The sequence below is a fragment of the Streptococcus pseudopneumoniae genome (assembly GCF_038148955.1).
Taxonomy (GTDB): Bacteria; Bacillota; Bacilli; order Lactobacillales; family Streptococcaceae; genus Streptococcus; species Streptococcus pseudopneumoniae_T.
In genome coordinates, this window is record NZ_JBBJZY010000002.1 from 1 (window position 1) to 19,551 (window position 19,551).

Genomic DNA, 19,551 nt, shown 5'->3' on the forward strand with positions numbered 1-19,551 from the left:
CAGAGGAAGTATCATTGACCGCAGTCCCTGCAAAGAGGGCGAAGCCTTCATTAGATAAATGAAGCCAGGTGCCGAGGGTTGGAAAGATGAGCGCAGCCAAGACATTGAAGAAAAAGATAACGGAGATAGCTTGGGCTACTTCCTTTTCCTTAGCATGGATAACAGGCGCTGTCGCAGCAATGGCAGAACCCCCACAGATGGAAGAACCTACTCCAACCAAGGTAGCCAGTTTTGTATCCAGTGCAAAGAAGCGCTGGAAGAAGTAGGCAATAATCAGAGCTATTGAGATAGTGGACAGGATGACAGGGAGCGAAGATTGGCCAACTGCGAAGACCTGCGAGATATTGAGACCAAAACCAAGCAAGACAACGGCATATTGGAGCAATTTTTTAGAACTAAAGGTCAACCCAGCATCCAGTTGTTTATAGGACGAGAGAAAGGGATGTAGGAGCATGCCTATGAAAATGGCAAAAACGGGCGCGCCAATAACAGGGAAGAATCCTCCTAAGTACCAAGATACGATAGAAATGAGAAGGCAAGCCAAGATACCTGCTCCATTTTTTGATAGAAATGACATAAAAACCTCCAAATAGAATCTATTACCATTGTAGACCTAAAAACAGGAAAAGTAAAATAGAAAGTGGAGCTAACAATTATTTGACAAGTAGTGCTAATTATGTGATAATAATCTTACAAGAACTGTAACGAAGTCTTGGCAAAAACAAAGATACTAGAGCTCCACCTCTGGTATTTTTTGTCGTGCTTATCTAATCCAAACTAAGTCCGTTAGTGGAGTTGCAATAAATTCATTTTAAATACTTCAATTTGTTATGCTAGCGTTATTCTCTAATGTATTTTTGCGGTCGGGGGGCTTTTGTAGTATAATAGAGATACGTTTTGAAAGTAGGAGGTATCTATGGACTTAACTAAGCGCTTTAATAAACAGTTAGATAAGATTCAAGTTTCGTTGATTCGTCAGTTTGACCAGGCTATTTCGGAGATTCCTGGGGTCTTGCGTTTGACCTTGGGGGAACCTGATTTTACAACGCCAGATCATGTCAAGGAGGCGGCCAAGCGGGCGATTGACCAGAACCAATCCTACTATACAGGGATGAGTGGTCTGCTGACTTTACGTCAGGTAGCCAGTGATTTTGTTAAGGAAAAGTACCAACTGGACTATGCTCCTGAAAATGAAATCTTGGTTACTATCGGGGCGACAGAGGCCTTATCTGCAACTCTGACAGCTATTTTGGAAGAGGGAGACAAGGTGCTCTTGCCAGCTCCTGCCTATCCAGGTTATGAACCGATTGTCAATCTAGTTGGGGCAGAGATTGTCGAGATTGATACAACTGAAAATGGGTTTGTCTTGACTCCTGAGATGTTGGAAAAGGCTATTTTGGAGCAGGGGGACAAGCTCAAGGCGGTTATTCTCAACTATCCAGCTAATCCGACAGGCATTACCTATAGTCGGGAGCAGTTGGAGGCCTTGGCAGCTGTTTTACGTAAGTACGAGATTTTCGTTGTCTGTGATGAGGTTTACTCAGAATTGACCTATACAGGGGAAGCCCATGTGTCTCTGGGAACTATGTTGAGAGATCAGGCAATTATTATCAATGGTTTGTCTAAATCGCATGCCATGACAGGTTGGCGTTTGGGACTGATTTTCGCTCCTGCAGCCTTTACAGCTCAGTTGATTAAGAGTCACCAATACTTGGTCACTGCCGCAAATACCATGGCGCAACATGCTGCGGTGGAAGCCTTGACGGCTGGTAAAAACGATGCGGAGCCTATGAAGAAGGAATACATCCAGCGTCGAGATTATATCATCGAAAAGATGACTGCTCTTGGTTTTGAGATTATCAAACCAGACGGGGCTTTCTATATCTTTGCTAAGATTCCAGCGGGCTACAATCAAGATTCCTTTGCCTTTTTGAAGGATTTTGCTCAGAAGAAGGCCGTCGCCTTTATCCCAGGTGCTGCCTTTGGACGTTACGGGGAAGGCTATGTTCGCCTATCTTATGCAGCTAGTATGGAGACGATCAAAGAAGCCATGAAACGACTTGAGGAGTATATGAGAGAAGCATGATTCAGTCTATCACGAGTCAAGGCTTGGTGCTCTACAATCGCAATTTTCGTGAGGATGACAAGCTAGTCAAGATTTTTACAGAGCAGGCTGGCAAGCGCATGTTTTTCGTCAAACACGCAGGTCAATCCAAACTAGCTCCTGTTATTCAACCCTTGGTGCTGGCACGATTTCTCTTACGAATCAATGATGACGGGCTCAGCTACATCGAGGACTATCATGAGGTCATGACCTTTCCTAAGATTAACAGTGATCTCTTTGTCATGGCCTATGCGACCTACGTAGCAGCTCTTGCAGATGCTAGTCTGCAGGATAATCAGCAGGATGCTGCCTTGTTTGCGTTTTTGCAAAAGACCTTGGAGTTGATGGAAGCAGGCTTGGATTACCAGGTTTTAACCAATATTTTTGAAATTCAAATCTTGACTCGATTTGGGATCAGTCTCAATTTTAATGAGTGTGTCTTTTGTCATCGGGTTGGTCAGGCTTTTGACTTTTCTTTTAAATATGGAGCCTGCCTTTGCCCAGACCATTATCATGAAGATGAGAGACGTTGCCATCTCAATCCCAACATCCCTTATCTGCTCAATCAATTTCAAGCTATTGATTTTGAGACCTTGGAGACCATTTCGCTCAAGACTGAAATCAAGCAAGAGCTACGACAATTTATGGATCAACTATACGAAGAGTATGTGGGAATTCACCTAAAATCAAAGAAATTTATTGATTCCCTAGCAGACTGGGGACAATTACTAAAAGAGGAAAAGAAATGAAAAAAATCGCAGTAGATGCCATGGGGGGCGATTACGCACCCCAAGCCATCGTTGAGGGGGTCAATCAAGCCCTTGCTGACTTTTCAGATATTGAGGTTCAACTCTACGGAGATGAACGTAAAATCAAGCAATACCTGACAGCGGCAGAGCGCGTCAGCATTATCCATACGGATGAGAAGATTGATTCAGACGATGAACCTACGAGAGCTATTCGGAAGAAGAAAAATGCCAGTATGGTCTTGGCAGCCAAGGCTGTCAAAGAGGGTGAAGCAGACGCTGTTCTTTCGGCTGGGAATACAGGTGCTTTACTAGCAGCAGGATTCTTCATCGTGGGTCGTATCAAGAACATCGATCGTCCTGGGCTTATGTCGACCTTGCCGACTGTAGATGGGAAGGGTTTTGACATGTTGGATCTCGGTGCCAATGCGGAAAATACAGCCCAGCACCTCCATCAATACGCTGTTCTAGGTTCCTTCTATGCAAAAAATGTCCGAGGGATTGCACAACCACGCGTTGGTCTACTCAACAACGGAACAGAGAGTAGTAAGGGTGACCCGCTTCGCAAGGAAACCTATGAATTACTAGCGGCTGATACGAGTTTGAACTTTATCGGAAACGTGGAAGCGCGTGATTTGATGAATGGTGTTGCGGATGTGGTTGTGGTAGATGGTTTCACGGGAAACGCTGTGCTCAAATCCATTGAAGGGACAGCCATGGGAATTATGGGCTTGCTCAAGACCGCTATTACAGGTGGTGGTCTTCGAGCGAAACTAGGTGCCCTCCTTCTCAAGGATAGCCTCAGAGGTTTGAAAAAACAGCTTAACTATTCAGATGTTGGTGGAGCGGTCTTGTTTGGCGTTAAGGCACCTGTTGTTAAGACTCATGGCTCAAGCGATGCCAAGGCTGTTTATAGTACAATCCGCCAGATCCGTACTATGCTAGAAACAGATGTAGTTGCCCAGACTGCGCGTGAATTTTCAGGAGAATAAAAGAGATGACAGAAAAAGAAATTTTTGACCGTATTGTGACCATTATCCAAGAGCGACAGGGAGAGGACTTTGTCGTAACAGAATCCTTGAGTTTGAAAGACGATTTGGATGCTGACTCAGTTGACTTGATGGAGTTTATCTTGACACTGGAAGATGAATTTAATATCGAAATCAGTGATGAAGAAATTGACCAACTGCAAAGTGTAGGAGATGTGGTTAAGATCATTCAAGCAAAATAGAAATCGGAGTTCCAAGGCACTTGCTTTGGAATTTTTTATTTGGCTTAATACTTTTCGAAAATCTCTTCAAGCCACGTCAGTTCTATTTGCCACCTCAAAACAGTATTTTGAGCTGACTTCGTCAGTTCTATCTACAACCTCAAAGCCGTGCTTTGAGCAACCTGCGGCTAGCTTCCTAGTTTGCTCTTTGATTTTTATTGAGTATAAATGACCGTTTAGGAACAGATTTAGTCTTTCCAGGGACAGTAGAAATCTGAGGACAAATAAGGGATATAATAGAGTCAGAAAAAATCAATCCCCAAAAAGGAGAAAAAGAAAGGATTTTTATAGAGTTATAGCAATACGGTATTACTCAAAATACAATTCGTAGATATTGGTAATATTGTCTAATCTTTCACAATATTATTGACTTTGACTATGAAAAGTATTAGAATATAGCTAAATAAAGAGGGAAGTCCTCTTATAGCTATTCAATAAAGGAGGAAATGGCTATGAAAAAATCTAAACTACTTACACTTGGTTTGCTTGCAGGTGCTGGCTTACTTTTGTCTATCAACCAAGCACAGGCTGCAGATACTTGGGTTAAAAATGGTGCTGACTGGAATCTTTCGCAAGATGGTAGCCTAGCTAAAAATAAATGGGTGCAAAATGCTGGTTCTTGGTACCACTTTGACGGTTCTGGTAAAATGCAGACAGGCTGGCTCAAAGACGGCAATACTTGGTATTCTCTAGCAGATAGTGGTGCTATGCGCACTGGCTGGTACAAGGAAGGTAACACATGGTATTCGCTCGCAAGTAGTGGCGCTATGCGTACTGGCTGGTACAAAGAAGGATCTACTTGGTACTATCTCAAAGACAGTGGCGCTATGGCAACAGGATGGGCGACTCCAAATGGTAAATGGTCTTACTTTGAAAAATCAGGTGCTATGGTCGCAGATAGAGCTGTTCCAGCCAGTGATGGGGAAAGTTATGTCATTGGTAAGGATGGCTATCTAGCAAATAGAAAAGATGCTGGATACAGTATTCATGATATTGTCAAACTTGGAGATGGGCAAGAATATTTGCTAAATGCTAAAGGTGACGATGTTATTATTGAAAAAAATGCTTGGTATATCAGACCAGAGTTCAAGCAGTTTTCTAACAAATATGGGGATGAGGTTGCAAATACAACCTTAGCTTTAGTGGATAATAAAGAAGAAGGACAAGAAATTGATCCTAAGGCAGTTGTACAGAACTTCCAAAACTTACCAAATCGCTACTACTTTGATGAAAATGGACATCGTGTGGTTAATATCCCAGCAATGACCACCTATTCAGAGATTAAAAAAGTTGGCAATGATGTCTATTTAGAAAATCCAGGTGCACGACTTCGTCTTGGAGCTACCAGCTTTACAATCAATAACAATAAACTATACTATTTAGAAAATGAACAAGGTAAGCTTAAAACAGGTTATTTTGTATTGATCGATGATGGTATGGCTACAACCCACTATCACTTCCTAGCCTATGCGGATCAATCAGGCGAAATTCTTAAGATGAAACGTTTGCCATCAGGAGTTTCAGATTATCTTGATAAAGAAATCGATGGTTTATATGGTGAAAAAATTAAGATTGAATCTCCACACTCAAACGAATATTATAAAGTGGTTGTGGTTAAATAAAAATAACATCTTCACAACTAATCGTTAACGCTCTAACCAATATACCATTTTCAGGAGGCTTTAGATTTCTTGTATTTTAAAAGGAAACTAAAGCCTTTTGTAGATGGAGCAGGGGATAGAGTTATCTATAAAATAATGAAAAGGAGTCTGTCATGGAAATGAAAAATACATTTGTAGAATTGGAACAATTTGAAGAGTTAACTCCAGAGGTTTTGGAAGAAGTGAATGGTGGAGGGATTTTTGAAGATACCGTAAAATGGTGCAATAAATTATTTGGTACGGGTAGACACTTTGCTTAAATTCACAGTATTAGTTAGAGATTAGATTTATTTATGCTTATTTTAGAATTCTTATTTTCTGTGATATATCTACTGTTGGTAGTCGTTTCAACCATAGTGCCTACTATTTATTTGGGCGCTCAAATTTCCCCAGAATTTTATAAAAAACGTTATTGGATACTTATATTTTTAATTAGTTTATCTGCTCGTCAAACGTTTGGAGAATTATTTCATATAGGAGTTCTTATCTACTTTTACTGTATTTTTTTATTAGTATTGCACAAGGGAAAAGGGGAATCTCTTTTTCTTTCTCTGTATCTTTTTCTCTTCTTTCAAAGTATTCGTTATTTATTTTTGACAATTTGGATTCGTGTATTATCTGGTGAGCATTGTTGTTTCGTAGATTCGTTTTCTACTTTATATATATCTATATTTGATTTATTATCAATCTTTCTATGTTGTAAAATTATGAAGCGTTGGTCTTTGGATTTGGATTTATTCTTTTCAGATACTTTTAAAACCCACTATCGTAAGAGCTTTTTCATTATCCTACCTCTGACTGGATTTAGGATATTCTCTTCGTTCATGACCAATAGAAATAGTTCTTTTTACGTTCGCTTTGACACGACCATTTCTCTCCTGATTTTCATTCTCTTTTTCTCCTGGCTCTTTTATATCAGACACTTAGAGCAGGTTTATCGTGATGAGCAGACTATTCAGAGACAGGAAGATGAGAATCGTTCCTTGCAAGGGATGGTGGACAAGTTGGGTCATCTCTATGATGAGGTTCGAGGTTTCCGTCATGATTTTGCAGGGATTGTCGCCAGCATGGAGCCTGCCATAGCCAATCAAGACATGGCTGAGGTGTCTACCATTTATCAAGATGTCTTTTTAAAGACAAATGAAAAGCTGAGGAAGGCAGATTACACGGCCTTTAATCTTCATAATATCCATGATATAGCCATTCGTAATACTTTGGCAAAAGCTATGATTGTGGCAGATAATCAGGGAATTCATTTTAGTTTGGAGACGGTGGGGGTTGTCGAAGAGCTGGCATTGCCGATGTTGGAGGCTATCCGTATCCTCTCTATCCTCACGACAAATGCCTTGGAGGCAGCCAGTGAGGCGGAAAATCCGCAGATTTGGGTTGCTTTGTTGGCAGGTGATAGGAGTGTCCGTTTTATCATTGAAAACACTCGTAAGAAAGAAGAACTGAATCCCAGCATTCTCAGTCAAAAGGGTTATTCGACCAAGGGTAACCACAGTGGACTGGGCTTAGCGACCTTGGAGGATATGGTTTTTCATTATGATTTAAACTTAGATACCCAGCTAGGAGAGACGACTTTTAGACAAGATTTAGAATTGCCGTTTAAGGATGAGAAACGAGGGGGAGAGGAATGAGAATTTTAGTTTTGGAAGACGATAGAGTCCAGCAAGGACGGATAGAGCAGACTTTACTAGATATCGGTCGCTCTCGCAATTTAAGATTGGAAATTGATATTGCCAAAAACTATGGGGATGTTGAAAAGTATTCTCAGTATTTTGACCATTACCAGCTCTATTTATTAGATTTAGAGATTGATGGAGAGCGTGAACGGGGCTTTCAGGTTGCCCAACAGGTTCGGGAGCGGGATCCCTTTACAAGTATTGTCTTTGTGTCCACACACTCGGAGGCCTTGCCTCTAGCTTTTCGCTACCACTTGTCTGCCTTGGATTTTATTTCCAAGGATCAGCCAGAGGCGGACTACTGTCATCAGATGGAGCGCTGTCTGGACTATGTACTGGCAGTGGACAAGAGAGAAAATATGCGTCTCTTCACCTATAGTTTTGAGGGAAGACGGGGTTTTACTCTGCCCTACCATGAGATTTTAGCCTTTGAAACCTCAGTGGAATCCCATCGTATCAAGGTCTATTATGCCAATCATTCTATCAAGACCATTTATGGCAGTCTCAAGGATATCGCTGCCAAGGCTGAAAAAGATTACTTTGTCTATGCCAATCGCAATACGTTAGTCAGTTTACAGGCCATTGAAGAGATGACTGCCACAGAAGTGACCTTGTTAGAAGGCTTGCATTTCCCCGTATCACGAACAGCCAGAAGAACCCTTAAAAAACATCTCAATGTCTAATATCTGTTAGATTTGAATGAGTTTATCAATAAGAATATCGGAAAATTTTCTGATATTCTTATTTTTTTGACTTTTTTTTCGAATAGATAAGTAAGAGGAAAAGGAAAGGAGCCTAGTTCATGTATCTACCAATTTTCTATCCGTGGTTTACTAAATTATTTTTCAAATAAATTTAATTAGTTGTACATTTTTGAAATTTTTTTCGAATAAATAAGTAAGAGGAAAAAGAAAGGAGTCTGGTTTATGTATCTACCAATTTTCTATTCATGGTATATTAAATTATTTTTGAAATAAAATTTGATTTAGTTGTTCATTTTCGAAATTTTTTTCGAATAGATAAGTAAGAGGAAAAAGGAAGGAGTTTGGTTTATGTTTATATCAATGTTCTACCCATGGTTCACTAAGTTATTTTTCAAATAAATTTAATTTCGTTGTACATTTTCGAAATTTTTTTCGAATAGATAAGTAAGAAGAAAAAGAAAGGAGTCTGGTTTATGTATCTACCAATCTTGTATCCGTGGTTCATTAAATTATTTTTTAAATAAATTTAATTAGTTGTACATTTTCGAAATTTTTTTCGAATAGATAAGTAAGAGGGAAAAGAAAGGAGCCTGGTTTATGTATCTACCAATTTTCTATTCATGGTACATTAAATTATTTTTGAAATAAAATTCAATTTAGTTGTGTATTTTCGAATTGTTTTTCGAATATATAAGTGAGACGAAAAGGAAGGAGACTACGCGATGTATTTACCAATCTTATTGCCATGGTTTATCAAATGGTATTTAAAATAAATGAAATTTACCTGTTCATTTTAAATCACTTCTCAAATAGATAAGTGAGAAGAAAAGGAATTCAGTAATTTATCTATTCTGGTTTTTAAAATGGTTTAAGATCCAGAAATCGTAAACTAAAAAATAGAAATAAAGGAGAAAAAAGATGACAAATTTTGACAAAATGGAACAGAACTTTGTAGCTCTTACAGAAGAAGAGTTGATGAATGTGGATGGGGGGATTGCACCACTAGTAGTTGCGTTTGGAGTAGCTGCGTTTAAAGGTTTTTCTGTAACAGGAGGGGCTATTATACTAGGAGCAGGTCTTTATCAAGTTGGAAAAAATCTAAAATAAAACTTTGGGTAAGTTTTATGAATAGAATATTAAAAAAAATATATGTAGGGTCTGCTTTAACAGCTTACAGCATATTATTAATTTATTCTCTACTTAATTTAGAAAAGGTATCGTTGGAGAGCTGTATTTTGTTAGTAGCATTGACATACTATCTTAATAAAAAAGAAATATTTAAATCACAAGTGAATAAGAACAAGGAGAACTTAAAATGAATATTTTAGTAAATGATCATCAGTTTACAGCAATGACAGAAAAAGAACTAGCAACAGTTGATGGAGGAGTACTTCCTGCAGCGGTAGTAGCAGTTCCAGTAGGAATCAAGATTGCAGGGTATGTTGTCGGTGGTTTATCCGCTGTAGGGCTAGCTGCATGGGGTTACTTCAGATAAGATAAAACACTGTGAAGAAATCAATGAATTTTTCAAATGAATTTGCGGCTATTATTATATCAGCTTCAGGGATGATAGGTTTATTAGTGGGACTCACTATTGGCTTAGCTAGTATTATTTAAAGAGGGGTATAATATGCAAAATTTGAATCAATTTGAAATCGTAGAGCAAAGTGAATAAGTTGAAGTAGGTTTATTGATTGTTATAGAAGGATTTACTTCCTGCTGGTGGAGCAGCTTTAGGGTATTATGCGAATAGACCATAATCTGATTGTAGTTAGAGAGGCATTTCTATGTTTTTAAAAAAATTCGTTAAATCAATATTGAAAGTTTTGCCTGAAATTATGGTATTACTTAGTTCAATGTCTTATATCATCATCAGATTAGTAGCTGATATGAATAAAGTATCTTTACCTACTTGGTTTGATAATCTTAATATACCCACGGTTGCATTATTTATGATGGTCTTCATTCTTTTATACAGAAGTAAAGAAAAAAAGAATAGATAGATTTGAAGCGGTAGATAATCTATGGGGAAATAGAAGTCTTATAGTAACGAATCAAAAAAGGAGTAACTATGAATCGTAATTTAGAACGGTGTTATCTATTCTGACTGTGAATAGATCATACCAGAGGTGGCTTATAAATAACGGGGACATTGGAAATTGAAGTAACTTTAAATAGGATGTCGTAAATGTTGCTATCAATGATTTATTTGTCCCAAGCTTGCCTAGGGTGTCAGTAAAACATCACTTTCCTTTCATATCATATTTTAGGCAGGACGTTTGTTCTGCCTATTTTTTGCCAAAAAGTTCAGTTGAAGTGTCTATTTGCATCGTTTGGAGTTTATTTGTATTGTTATTCGTGTTTTTTTGATAAAATAGTTATAGAAATTAGGAAAGTTGAAGAAAAGAAATGAAGAAGGTTTTAAGATGTTTTTTAGTATTTATTTTTCTATTTTTGATGAATATTTTCATCTTTAAGATACTAGCAACTCTGGGATTTCAGCTGACAATGAGTGAAAAGAGTTATATTGTACCACCGCTGTTTTCGATTATCGTTTTGTATATGATTGACAAAAGAATTAGGAAGAAAAAGAAATAAATATATATTTTAGGTAGGACGTTTGTTCTGCCTATTTTTTAATTCACAAAGTGCATTTGGGAGGTAGATAGGCACATTTGGGGAAGAAGTCCAGTTTTTGTTTGGGAATTGGGGTAAGATAGGTATTATCAGATGAGTTTATACTCTTCGAAAATCAAATTCAAACCACGTCAACGTCGCCTTGCCGTAGATCTGACTTCGTCAGTTCTATCTACAACCTCAAAGCCGTGCTTTGAGCAACCTGCGACTAGCTTCCTAGTTTGCTCTTTGATTTTGATTGAGTATGAGTTTAGAAAAAAGGAGATGAATATGAAATTTGGGAAACGTCACTATCGTCCGCAGGTGGATCAGATGGACTGCGGTGTAGCTTCATTAGCTATGGTCTTTGGCTACTATGGTAGCTATTATTCTTTGGCTCACTTACGAGAATTGGCCAAGACAACCATGGATGGGACGACAGCTTTGGGCTTGGTCAAGGTAGCAGAGGAGATTGGCTTTGAGACGCGAGCGATCAAGGCGGATATGACGCTCTTTGACTTGCCTGATTTGACTTTTCCTTTTGTTGCCCATGTGCTTAAGGAAGGGAAATTGCTCCACTACTATGTGGTGACTGGGCAGGACAAGGACAGCATTCATATTGCCGATCCAGATCCTGGGGTGAAATTGACCAAACTGCCACGTGAGCGTTTTACGGAAGAATGGACAGGAGTGACTCTGTTTATGGCACCTAGTCCAGACTACAAGCCTCATAAGGATCAAAAGAATGGTCTGCTATCTTTTATCCCTATATTAGTGAGGCAGCGTGGCTTGATTGCTAATATCGTTTTGGCAACACTCTTGGTCACCTTGATTAACATTGTGGGTTCTTACTATCTGCAGTCTATCATTGATACCTATGTGCCAGATCAGATGCGTTCGACGCTGGGAATTATTTCTATTGGGTTAGTCATCGTCTATATCCTCCAGCAGGTCTTGTCTTACGCTCAGGAGTATCTCTTGCTTGTTTTGGGGCAGCGCTTGTCGATTGACGTGATTTTGTCCTATATCAAGCATGTTTTTCACCTGCCTATGTCCTTTTTTGCGACACGTCGGACAGGGGAAATCGTGTCTCGTTTTACAGATGCTAACAGTATCATCGATGCGCTAGCTTCGACCATTCTTTCGATTTTCCTAGATGTGTCAACGGTTGTTATTATTTCTCTTGTTTTATTTTCACAAAATACCAATCTCTTTTTCATGACCTTATTGGCACTTCCTATCTATACAGTGATTATCTTTGCCTTTATGAAGCCGTTTGAAAAGATGAATCGGGATACCATGGAAGCCAATGCGGTTCTGTCTTCTTCTATCATTGAGGACATCAATGGTATTGAGACTATCAAGTCCTTGACCAGTGAAAGTCAGCGTTACCAAAAGATTGATAAGGAATTTGTGGATTATCTGAAAAAATCTTTTACCTATAGTCGGGCAGAGAGTCAGCAAAAGGCTCTGAAAAAGGTTGCCCATCTCTTGCTCAATGTCGGCATTCTCTGGATGGGGGCTGTTCTGGTTATGGATGGCAAGATGAGTTTGGGGCAGTTGATTACCTATAATACCTTGCTGGTTTACTTTACCAATCCTTTGGAAAATATCATCAACCTGCAAACCAAGCTTCAGACAGCGCAGGTTGCCAATAACCGTCTGAATGAAGTTTATCTGGTAGCTTCTGAGTTTGAGGAGAAGAAAACAGTTGAGGATTTGAGCTTGATGAAGGGAGAGATGTCCTTCAAGCAGGTTTCCTACAAGTATGGCTATGGTCGAGACGTTTTGTCAGATATCAATTTGACTATTCCCCAAGGCTCTAAGGTGGCTTTTGTGGGGATTTCAGGATCAGGTAAGACGACTTTGGCCAAGATGATGGTTAATTTTTACGACCCAAGCCAAGGGGAGATTAGTCTGGGTGGTGTCAATCTCAATCAGATTGATAAAAAGACCCTGCGCCAGTACATCAACTATCTGCCTCAACAGCCCTATGTCTTTAACGGAACGATTTTGGACAATCTTCTTTTGGGAGCCAAGGAGGGGACGACACAGGAAGATATCTTGCGGGCGGTTGAGTTGGCAGAGATTCGGGAGGATATCGAGCGGATGCCCCTGAATTACCAGACAGAATTGACTTCGGATGGGGCAGGAATTTCAGGTGGGCAACGTCAGAGAATCGCTCTGGCGCGTGCTCTCTTGACAGATGCACCTGTCTTGATTTTGGATGAGGCGACCAGCAGTTTGGATATTTTGACAGAGAAGCGAATTGTCGATAATCTCATGGCTTTAGACAAGACCTTGATTTTCATCGCCCACCGCTTGACCATTGCTGAGCGGACAGAGAAGGTTGTTGTCTTGGATCAGGGCAAGATTGTTGAAGAAGGAAAGCATGCTGATTTGCTTGCACAGGGTGGCTTCTACGCCCATTTGGTGAATAGCTAGAAAGAGGAGAGGATGAAACCAGAATTTTTAGAAAGTGCGGAGTTTTATAATCGTCGTTACCATAATTTTTCCAGTCGGGTAATTGTACCCATGTCCCTTCTGCTCGTATTTTTGCTTGGATTTGCAACTTTGGCAGAGAAGGAGATAAGTTTGTCCACTAGAGCTACTGTTGAGCCTAGTCGTATCCTTGCCAATATCCAGTCAACTAGCAACAATCGTATTCTTGTCAATCATTTGGAAGAAAATAAGCTGGTTAAAAAGGGAGAACTGTTGGTTCAATATCAAGAAGGGACAGAGGGTGTCCAAGTGGAGTCTTATGCCAGCCAGTTGGACATGCTTCAGGATCAAAAAAAGCAATTGGAGTATTTGCAAAAGAGCCTGCAAGAAGGGGAGAATCACTTTCCAGAGGAGGATAAGTTTGGCTACCAAGCCACCTTTCGCGACTACATCAGCCAAGCAGGTAGTCTTAGGGCTAGTACATCGCAACAAAATGAGACCATCGCGTCCCAGAATGCAGCAGCTAGCCAAACTCAAGCTGAAATCGGTAACCTCATCAGCCAAACAGAGGCTAAAATTCGCGATTACCAGACAGTTAAGTCAGCTATTGAAACAGGTGCTTCCTTGGCCAGTCAGAATCTAGCCTACTCTCTCTACCAGTCCTATAAGTCTCAGGGCGAGGAAAATCTCCAAGCTAAGGCTCAGGCTATTGTGCAGGTTGAAGCACAGCTTTCTCAGTTAGAATCTAGTCTTGCTACTTACCGTATCCAGTATGCAGGTTCAGGTACCCAGCAAGCCTATGCGTCTGGTTTAGGCAGTCAATTGGAATCCCTCAAATCACAACACTTGGCTAAGGTTGGTCAGGAATTGACCCTCCTAGACCAGAAAATCTTGGAGGTGGAGTCAGGCAAGAAGGTACAGGGAAGTCTTCTAGACAAGGGGAAAATTACGGCCAGTGAGGATGGGGTGCTTCACATTAATCCTGAGACCAGTGATTCTACCATGGTAGCAGAAGGTGCCCTACTAGCTCAACTCTATCCGTCCTTGGAAAAAGAAGGGAAAGCCAAACTTACAGCCTATCTTAGTTCAAAAGATGTAGCAAGAGTCAAGGTCGGGGATTCTGTTCGCTATACGACGACTCATGATGCCAAGAATCAAATTTTCCTAGATTCTACGATTACCAGCATAGATGCAACAGCTACTAAGACTGAGAAAGGGAATTTCTTTAAAATCGAGGCGGAAACTAAACTGACTTCTGAGCAGGCTGAAAAACTTCGGTACGGGGTGGAAGGTCGTCTGCAGATGATTACAGGTAAGAAAAGTTACCTACGTTATTATTTGGACCAATTTTTGAACAAAGAGTAATGTTCGTGTTTTTAGAGTTACATGATTTTAAAACTGTGAGAAAGATGCTTCTTGCAGTTTTTTCTTTACAATTTTCGAAGCGAATACATTATTTATTCGGTTAAATTCTTGTAATTTTAGGTTTTTTGTGGTAGAATGTGCTCAAGTAATACGAAAGGCGAACTTTAAAATGTCAAAACAATTGATCTATTCGGGAAAAGCTAAAGATATCTATACAACTGAGGATGAAAATCTTATTATTTCAACTTACAAGGACCAGGCGACTGCTTTTAACGGAGTCAAGAAGGAGCAGATTGCAGGTAAGGGAGTGTTGAATAATCAGATTTCATCTTTTATTTTTGAGAAATTAAATGCGGCTGGTGTGGCGACTCACTTTGTGGAGAAGCTTTCAGACACGGAACAGCTCAATAAAAAGGTTGAGATTATTCCTTTGGAAGTCGTGCTCCGCAACTATACTGCTGGTTCTTTTTCAAAACGTTTTGGTGTGGATGAGGGAATCGCATTTGAGACTCCGATTGTCGAATTTTACTATAAAAATGATGATTTGGATGATCCATTCATCAATGATGAGCATGTGAAATTCCTACAGATTGCGGATGACCAGCAGATTGCCTACTTGAAGGAAGAAACCCGTCGTATCAATGAACTCTTGAAGGCTTGGTTTGCTGAGATTGGGCTTAAATTGATTGACTTTAAGCTAGAATTCGGTTTTGACAAGGATGGCAAGATTATCTTGGCAGATGAATTTTCACCAGATAACTGCCGTTTGTGGGATGCGGATGGCAACCACATGGATAAGGATGTTTTCCGTAGAGGATTGGGTGAATTGACAGATGTTTATGAGATTGTCTGGGGAAAGTTGCAGGGATTGAAATAATCTGTTAGCAACGGAAAACCTTCGTCTTTCAACTAAAAGGACTCAGGCTGAAAAGGTCCCCCAGACCTTTTCACTCCGTAGAGGACTAGGTGAATTAACAGATGTTTATGAGATTGTCTGGGAAAAGTTGCAGGAATTGAAATAACAACCTAGAGGTCGTTTGGGAACATTGCAAGAGCTGAAATAAAGGAATAAGAATTGATGGATAAACGTATTTTTGTTGAAAAAAAGGCTGATTTTCAAGTCAAGTCAGAGAGTTTGGTAAGAGAACTCCAGCACAACTTGGGACTTTCAAGTTTGAAAAGTATTCGTATTGTGCAAGTGTATGATGTATTTGATTTGGCTGAGGACTTGTTTGCACCTGCAGAGAAACACATTTTCTCTGAGCAGGTGACAGACCATGTCTTGGACGAAGCGGCAGTGCAGGCGGATCTTGCCAACTATGCTTTCTTTGCCATTGAAAGCCTGCCAGGGCAGTTTGACCAGCGTGCAGCTTCTTCACAGGAAGCCTTGCTTTTGCTGGGAAGTTCGAGTGATGTGACGGTTAATACCGCTCAACTTTACTTGGTCAATAAAGATATTGATACGACTGAGTTGGAAGCGGTCAAGAACTACTTGCTCAATCCAGTTGATTCTCGTTTCAAGGACATCAAGACTGGGATTGCCAAGCAGGAATTTTCAGAGTCAGACAAGACCATTCCTAAATTGACTTTCTTTGAAAGCTATAGGGCAGAAGACTTTGCTCGCTACAAGGCTGAGCAAGGGATGGCCATGGAAGTGGATGATTTGCTCTTTATCCAAGACTACTTTAAGTCAATTGAGCGCGTGCCGACGGAAACTGAGCTCAAGGTTTTGGACACTTACTGGTCTGATCACTGCCGTCACACGACTTTCGAGACAGAGTTGAAACATATTGATTTTTCCGCATCAAAATTCCAAAAACAATTGCAGTCAACCTATGAAAAATATATTGCCATGCGTGATGAGTTGGGGCGTTCTGAAAAACCACAGACCTTGATGGATATGGCGACTATTTTCGGTCGTTATGAGCGTGCTAATGGTCGTTTGGACGACATGGAAGTGTCAGACGAAATCAATGCTTGCTCAGTTGAAATCGAAGTGGACGTTGATGGTGTCAAGGAATCTTGGCTCCTTATGTTCAAAAATGAAACTCACAACCACCCAACGGAAATTGAGCCATTTGGTGGAGCGGCTACTTGTATCGGTGGAGCTATTCGTGACCCATTGTCAGGTCGTTCATATGTCTACCAAGCCATGCGTATCTCAGGTGCTGGTGATATTACAGCGCCGATTTCGGAAACTCGCGCTGGGAAATTGCCACAACAGGTTATTTCTAAAACAGCGGCTCATGGTTATTCTTCATATGGTAACCAGATTGGTCTGGCGACGACCTACGTTCGTGAGTACTTCCACCCAGGCTTTGTAGCTAAACGCATGGAGCTAGGTGCAGTTGTTGGTGCGGCTCCCAAGGGTAATGTCGTTCGTGAAAAACCTGAAGCGGGCGATGTGATTATCTTGCTCGGTGGGAAGACTGGACGTGATGGTGTCGGTGGTGCGACAGGCTCTTCTAAGGTTCAAACGGTTGAGTCTGTGGAAACTGCTGGTGCTGAGGTTCAAAAAGGGAATGCCATCGAAGAACGCAAGATTCAACGCCTTTTCCGTAATGGCCAAGTAACACGTCTTATCAAGAAGTCTAATGACTTTGGTGCTGGTGGTGTCTGTGTGGCTATCGGTGAATTGGCAGACGGTCTTGAAATCGACCTCAACAAGGTTCCTCTTAAATACCAAGGCTTGAATGGTACAGAAATTGCCATCTCTGAATCACAAGAACGGATGGCGGTTGTGGTTCGTCCTGAAGATGTGGATGCCTTCGTTGCTGAATGTAACAAAGAGAATATTGATGCTGTTGTGGTGGCGACAGTGACGGAAAAACCAAATCTTGTCATGCACTGGAATGGTGAAACCATTGTCGACTTGGAACGTCGTTTCCTTGACACCAATGGTGTGCGTGTGGTCGTCGATGCTAAGGTTGTGGACAAGGATGTCAAGCTTCCAGAAGAACGTCAAACATCTGCTGAAACACTGGAAGTAGATACTCTTGAGGTTCTATCTGACCTCAACCATGCCAGTCAAAAAGGCTTGCAGACCATCTTTGATTGCTCTGTTGGTCGTTCAACGGTCAATCACCCACTTGGCGGTCGCTACCAACTCACACCAACTGAGGCATCTGTGCAGAAATTACCAGTTCAACACGGAGTGACTCACACTGCGTCTGTCATGGCTCAAGGATTCAACCCATATGTAGCTGAATGGTCTCCATACCACGGCGCTGCTTATGCGGTTATTGAAGCGACTGCTCGTTTGGTTGCTGCTGGTGCCAACTGGTCTAAGGCTCGTTTCTCTTACCAAGAGTACTTCGAGCGGATGGACAAGCAGGCTGAGCGTTTTGGTCAGCCAGTAGCTGCTCTTCTAGGTTCTATCGAAGCACAAATTCAGCTTGGCTTGCCATCTATCGGTGGTAAGGACTCTATGTCTGGTACCTTTGAAGAATTGACGGTGCCACCAACCTTGGTAGCCTTTGGGGTGACGACGGCAGATAGCCGTAAGGTGCTTTCTCCTGAGTTTAAGACTGCCAGTGAAAACATCTACTACATTCCAGGTCAATCCCTATCTGCAGAGATTGATTTTGACTTGATTAAGTCTAACTTTGCTCAATTTGAAGCCCTTCAAAAGGCTCACAAAGTAACATCTGCATCGGCTGTCAAATACGGTGGTGTGGTTGAAAGTTTGGCTCTTGCTACTTTTGGAAATCATATTGGTGCAGAGGTAACCTTGCCTGAACTTGAAAGTTCTTTGACAGCACAATTGGGCGGATTTGTCTTTACCTCTCCTGAAGAAATCACTGGAGTAGAGAAAATCGGTCAAACAAGTGCAGACCTTACACTCCTTGTCAACGGTGTGAAGCTAGATGGACACAAGCTTGACAGTGCTTTCCAAGGAAAACTGGAAAAAGTTTACCCAACAGAGTTTGCCCAAGCCAAAGAACTAGCTGAAGTACCAGCTGTCGCTACTAACACAGTCATCCAAGCTAAAGAAAAAGTTGGAAAACCGGTGGTCTATATCCCAGTATTCCCGGGCACCAACTCAGAATATGACTCAGCCAAGGCATTCGAAAAAGAAGGTGCAGAGGTTAACTTGGTGCCATTCGTGACCTTGAATGAAGAAGCCATTGTCAAGTCGGTTGAAACCATGGTTGACAACATCGGCAAGGCTAATATCCTTTTCTTTGCAGGTGGATTCTCAGCTGCGGACGAGCCAGATGGTTCAGCCAAGTTTATTGTCAATATTCTGCTTAATGAAAAAGTGCGTGCAGCTATTGATAGCTTTATCGTCCGTGGTGGCTTAATTATCGGTATCTGTAATGGATTCCAGGCCTTGGTCAAATCAGGTCTTCTTCCATACGGGAACTTTGAAGATGCAAGCAGTACGAGCCCAACCCTCTTCTACAATGATGCCAACCAACACGTGGCCAAGATGGTGGAAACTCGGATTGCCAATATCAACTCGCCATGGTTGGCTGGGGTGCAAGTGGGCGATATCCACGCCATTCCTGTTTCGCACGGTGAAGGGAAGTTTGTCGTGACGGCTGAGGAATTCGCTGAACTCCGCGACAATGGTCAAATCTTTAGCCAATATGTTGACTTTAACGGCAAACCAAGTATGGATTCTAAGTACAATCCGAATGGTTCTATCCATGCCATCGAAGGAATTACCAGCAAGAACGGCCAAATCATCGGTAAGATGGGGCACTCAGAACGCTATGAGGAAGGTCTTTTCCAAAATATCCCAGGAAATAAAGACCAGCACCTGTTCGCGTCAGCGGTTAAATATTTCACTGGAAAATAAGACTTGTAGATTTTCTAATAGATAGTATCTGTAATATAAAGGTCATGTAGATTTAGCTCTTGATGATTGCAAATAGTTTGTTTTCGAGTGAAACGAGCTCCTACCGTATCATTCCGCTCTACTAAAGGAATGATACACAAATAAAAATTAGGTA

General features: G+C 41.0%; 17 protein-coding genes. 16 read left to right on the forward strand and 1 reads right to left on the reverse strand.

From position 1 onward, the window contains the following. Nucleotides 1-577: YeiH family protein (locus WKI23_RS01130; protein WP_368078659.1), on the reverse strand; the 577-nt coding region annotated here is incomplete at its 3' end. 339 nt (nt 578-916) lie between these two features. On the opposite strand from WKI23_RS01130, the gene WKI23_RS01135 reads away from it, so the two are divergent. The 16 genes from WKI23_RS01135 (at nt 917) to WKI23_RS01210 (ending at nt 19,397) form a co-directional block, all read left to right on the forward strand. Beyond that, nucleotides 917-2,086 (forward strand): pyridoxal phosphate-dependent aminotransferase, encoded by a 1,170-nt coding sequence (locus WKI23_RS01135; RefSeq protein ID WP_368078660.1) that lies wholly within the window; start codon nt 917-919, stop codon nt 2,084-2,086. Then, nucleotides 2,083-2,853, forward strand: coding sequence for a DNA repair protein RecO (gene recO / locus WKI23_RS01140; protein WP_368078661.1), 771 nt, complete (start codon nt 2,083-2,085; stop codon nt 2,851-2,853). Before WKI23_RS01135 ends, recO begins: the two co-directional genes overlap by 4 nt. Beyond that, the gene (gene plsX, locus WKI23_RS01145; RefSeq protein ID WP_368078662.1) at nt 2,850-3,842 is read left to right on the forward strand and encodes a phosphate acyltransferase PlsX; all 993 of its coding nucleotides are present in this window, start codon (nt 2,850-2,852) and stop codon (nt 3,840-3,842) included. The genes recO and plsX overlap by 4 nt, the downstream gene beginning before the upstream one ends. Nucleotides 3,843-3,847: 5 nt before the next feature. Then, nucleotides 3,848-4,081, forward strand: coding sequence for an acyl carrier protein (locus WKI23_RS01150; RefSeq protein WP_000136445.1), 234 nt, complete (start codon nt 3,848-3,850; stop codon nt 4,079-4,081). Nucleotides 4,082-4,572: 491 nt separating this feature from the next. Next, nucleotides 4,573-5,742: an N-acetylmuramoyl-L-alanine amidase family protein gene (locus WKI23_RS01155; RefSeq protein ID WP_368078663.1), complete on the forward strand. Its 1,170-nt coding sequence runs from the start codon at nt 4,573-4,575 to the stop codon at nt 5,740-5,742. 152 nt (nt 5,743-5,894) lie between these two features. Further along, a complete protein-coding gene (locus tag WKI23_RS01160) occupies nt 5,895-6,041 on the forward strand; it encodes a smi_0057.1 family bacteriocin-like peptide (protein WP_172931682.1) in 147 nt (48 codons plus the stop codon). Nucleotides 6,042-6,605: 564 nt separating this feature from the next. After that, nucleotides 6,606-7,421, forward strand: coding sequence for a GHKL domain-containing protein (locus tag WKI23_RS01165; RefSeq protein ID WP_368078664.1), 816 nt, complete (start codon nt 6,606-6,608; stop codon nt 7,419-7,421). Beyond that, nucleotides 7,418-8,149: a response regulator transcription factor gene (locus tag WKI23_RS01170; RefSeq protein ID WP_001221867.1), complete on the forward strand. Its 732-nt coding sequence runs from the start codon at nt 7,418-7,420 to the stop codon at nt 8,147-8,149. The genes WKI23_RS01165 and WKI23_RS01170 overlap by 4 nt, the downstream gene beginning before the upstream one ends. Nucleotides 8,150-9,088: 939 nt before the next feature. Then, nucleotides 9,089-9,277: a class IIb bacteriocin, lactobin A/cerein 7B family gene (locus tag WKI23_RS01175; protein ID WP_000180826.1), complete on the forward strand. Its 189-nt coding sequence runs from the start codon at nt 9,089-9,091 to the stop codon at nt 9,275-9,277. Nucleotides 9,278-9,485: 208 nt separating this feature from the next. Then, nucleotides 9,486-9,665: a Blp family class II bacteriocin gene (locus tag WKI23_RS01180; protein WP_176139940.1), complete on the forward strand. Its 180-nt coding sequence runs from the start codon at nt 9,486-9,488 to the stop codon at nt 9,663-9,665. A 914-nt stretch (nt 9,666-10,579) separates the two neighbouring features. Then, nucleotides 10,580-10,768 (forward strand): hypothetical protein, encoded by a 189-nt coding sequence (locus WKI23_RS01185; protein ID WP_368078665.1) that lies wholly within the window; start codon nt 10,580-10,582, stop codon nt 10,766-10,768. A gap of 309 nt (nt 10,769-11,077) precedes the next feature. Then, nucleotides 11,078-13,231, forward strand: a complete 2,154-nt coding sequence (gene comA / locus WKI23_RS01190) for a peptide cleavage/export ABC transporter ComA (RefSeq protein ID WP_368078666.1) — start codon at nt 11,078-11,080, stop codon at nt 13,229-13,231. 12 nt (nt 13,232-13,243) lie between these two features. Further along, on the forward strand, nt 13,244-14,593 hold the full coding sequence (comB, locus tag WKI23_RS01195; protein WP_368078667.1) for a competence pheromone export protein ComB: 1,350 nt from the start codon (nt 13,244-13,246) through the stop codon (nt 14,591-14,593). A 169-nt stretch (nt 14,594-14,762) separates the two neighbouring features. Next, the gene (gene purC / locus WKI23_RS01200; protein WP_368078668.1) at nt 14,763-15,470 is read left to right on the forward strand and encodes a phosphoribosylaminoimidazolesuccinocarboxamide synthase; all 708 of its coding nucleotides are present in this window, start codon (nt 14,763-14,765) and stop codon (nt 15,468-15,470) included. A gap of 1 nt (nt 15,471) precedes the next feature. Next, entirely contained in the window at nt 15,472-15,615 is a 144-nt protein-coding gene (locus tag WKI23_RS01205; protein WP_080710150.1) for a phosphoribosylaminoimidazolesuccinocarboxamide synthase, read from the forward strand. Nucleotides 15,616-15,671: 56 nt separating this feature from the next. Further along, nucleotides 15,672-19,397 (forward strand): phosphoribosylformylglycinamidine synthase, encoded by a 3,726-nt coding sequence (locus WKI23_RS01210; RefSeq protein ID WP_368078669.1) that lies wholly within the window; start codon nt 15,672-15,674, stop codon nt 19,395-19,397. Nucleotides 19,398-19,551: the final 154 nt, after the last annotated feature.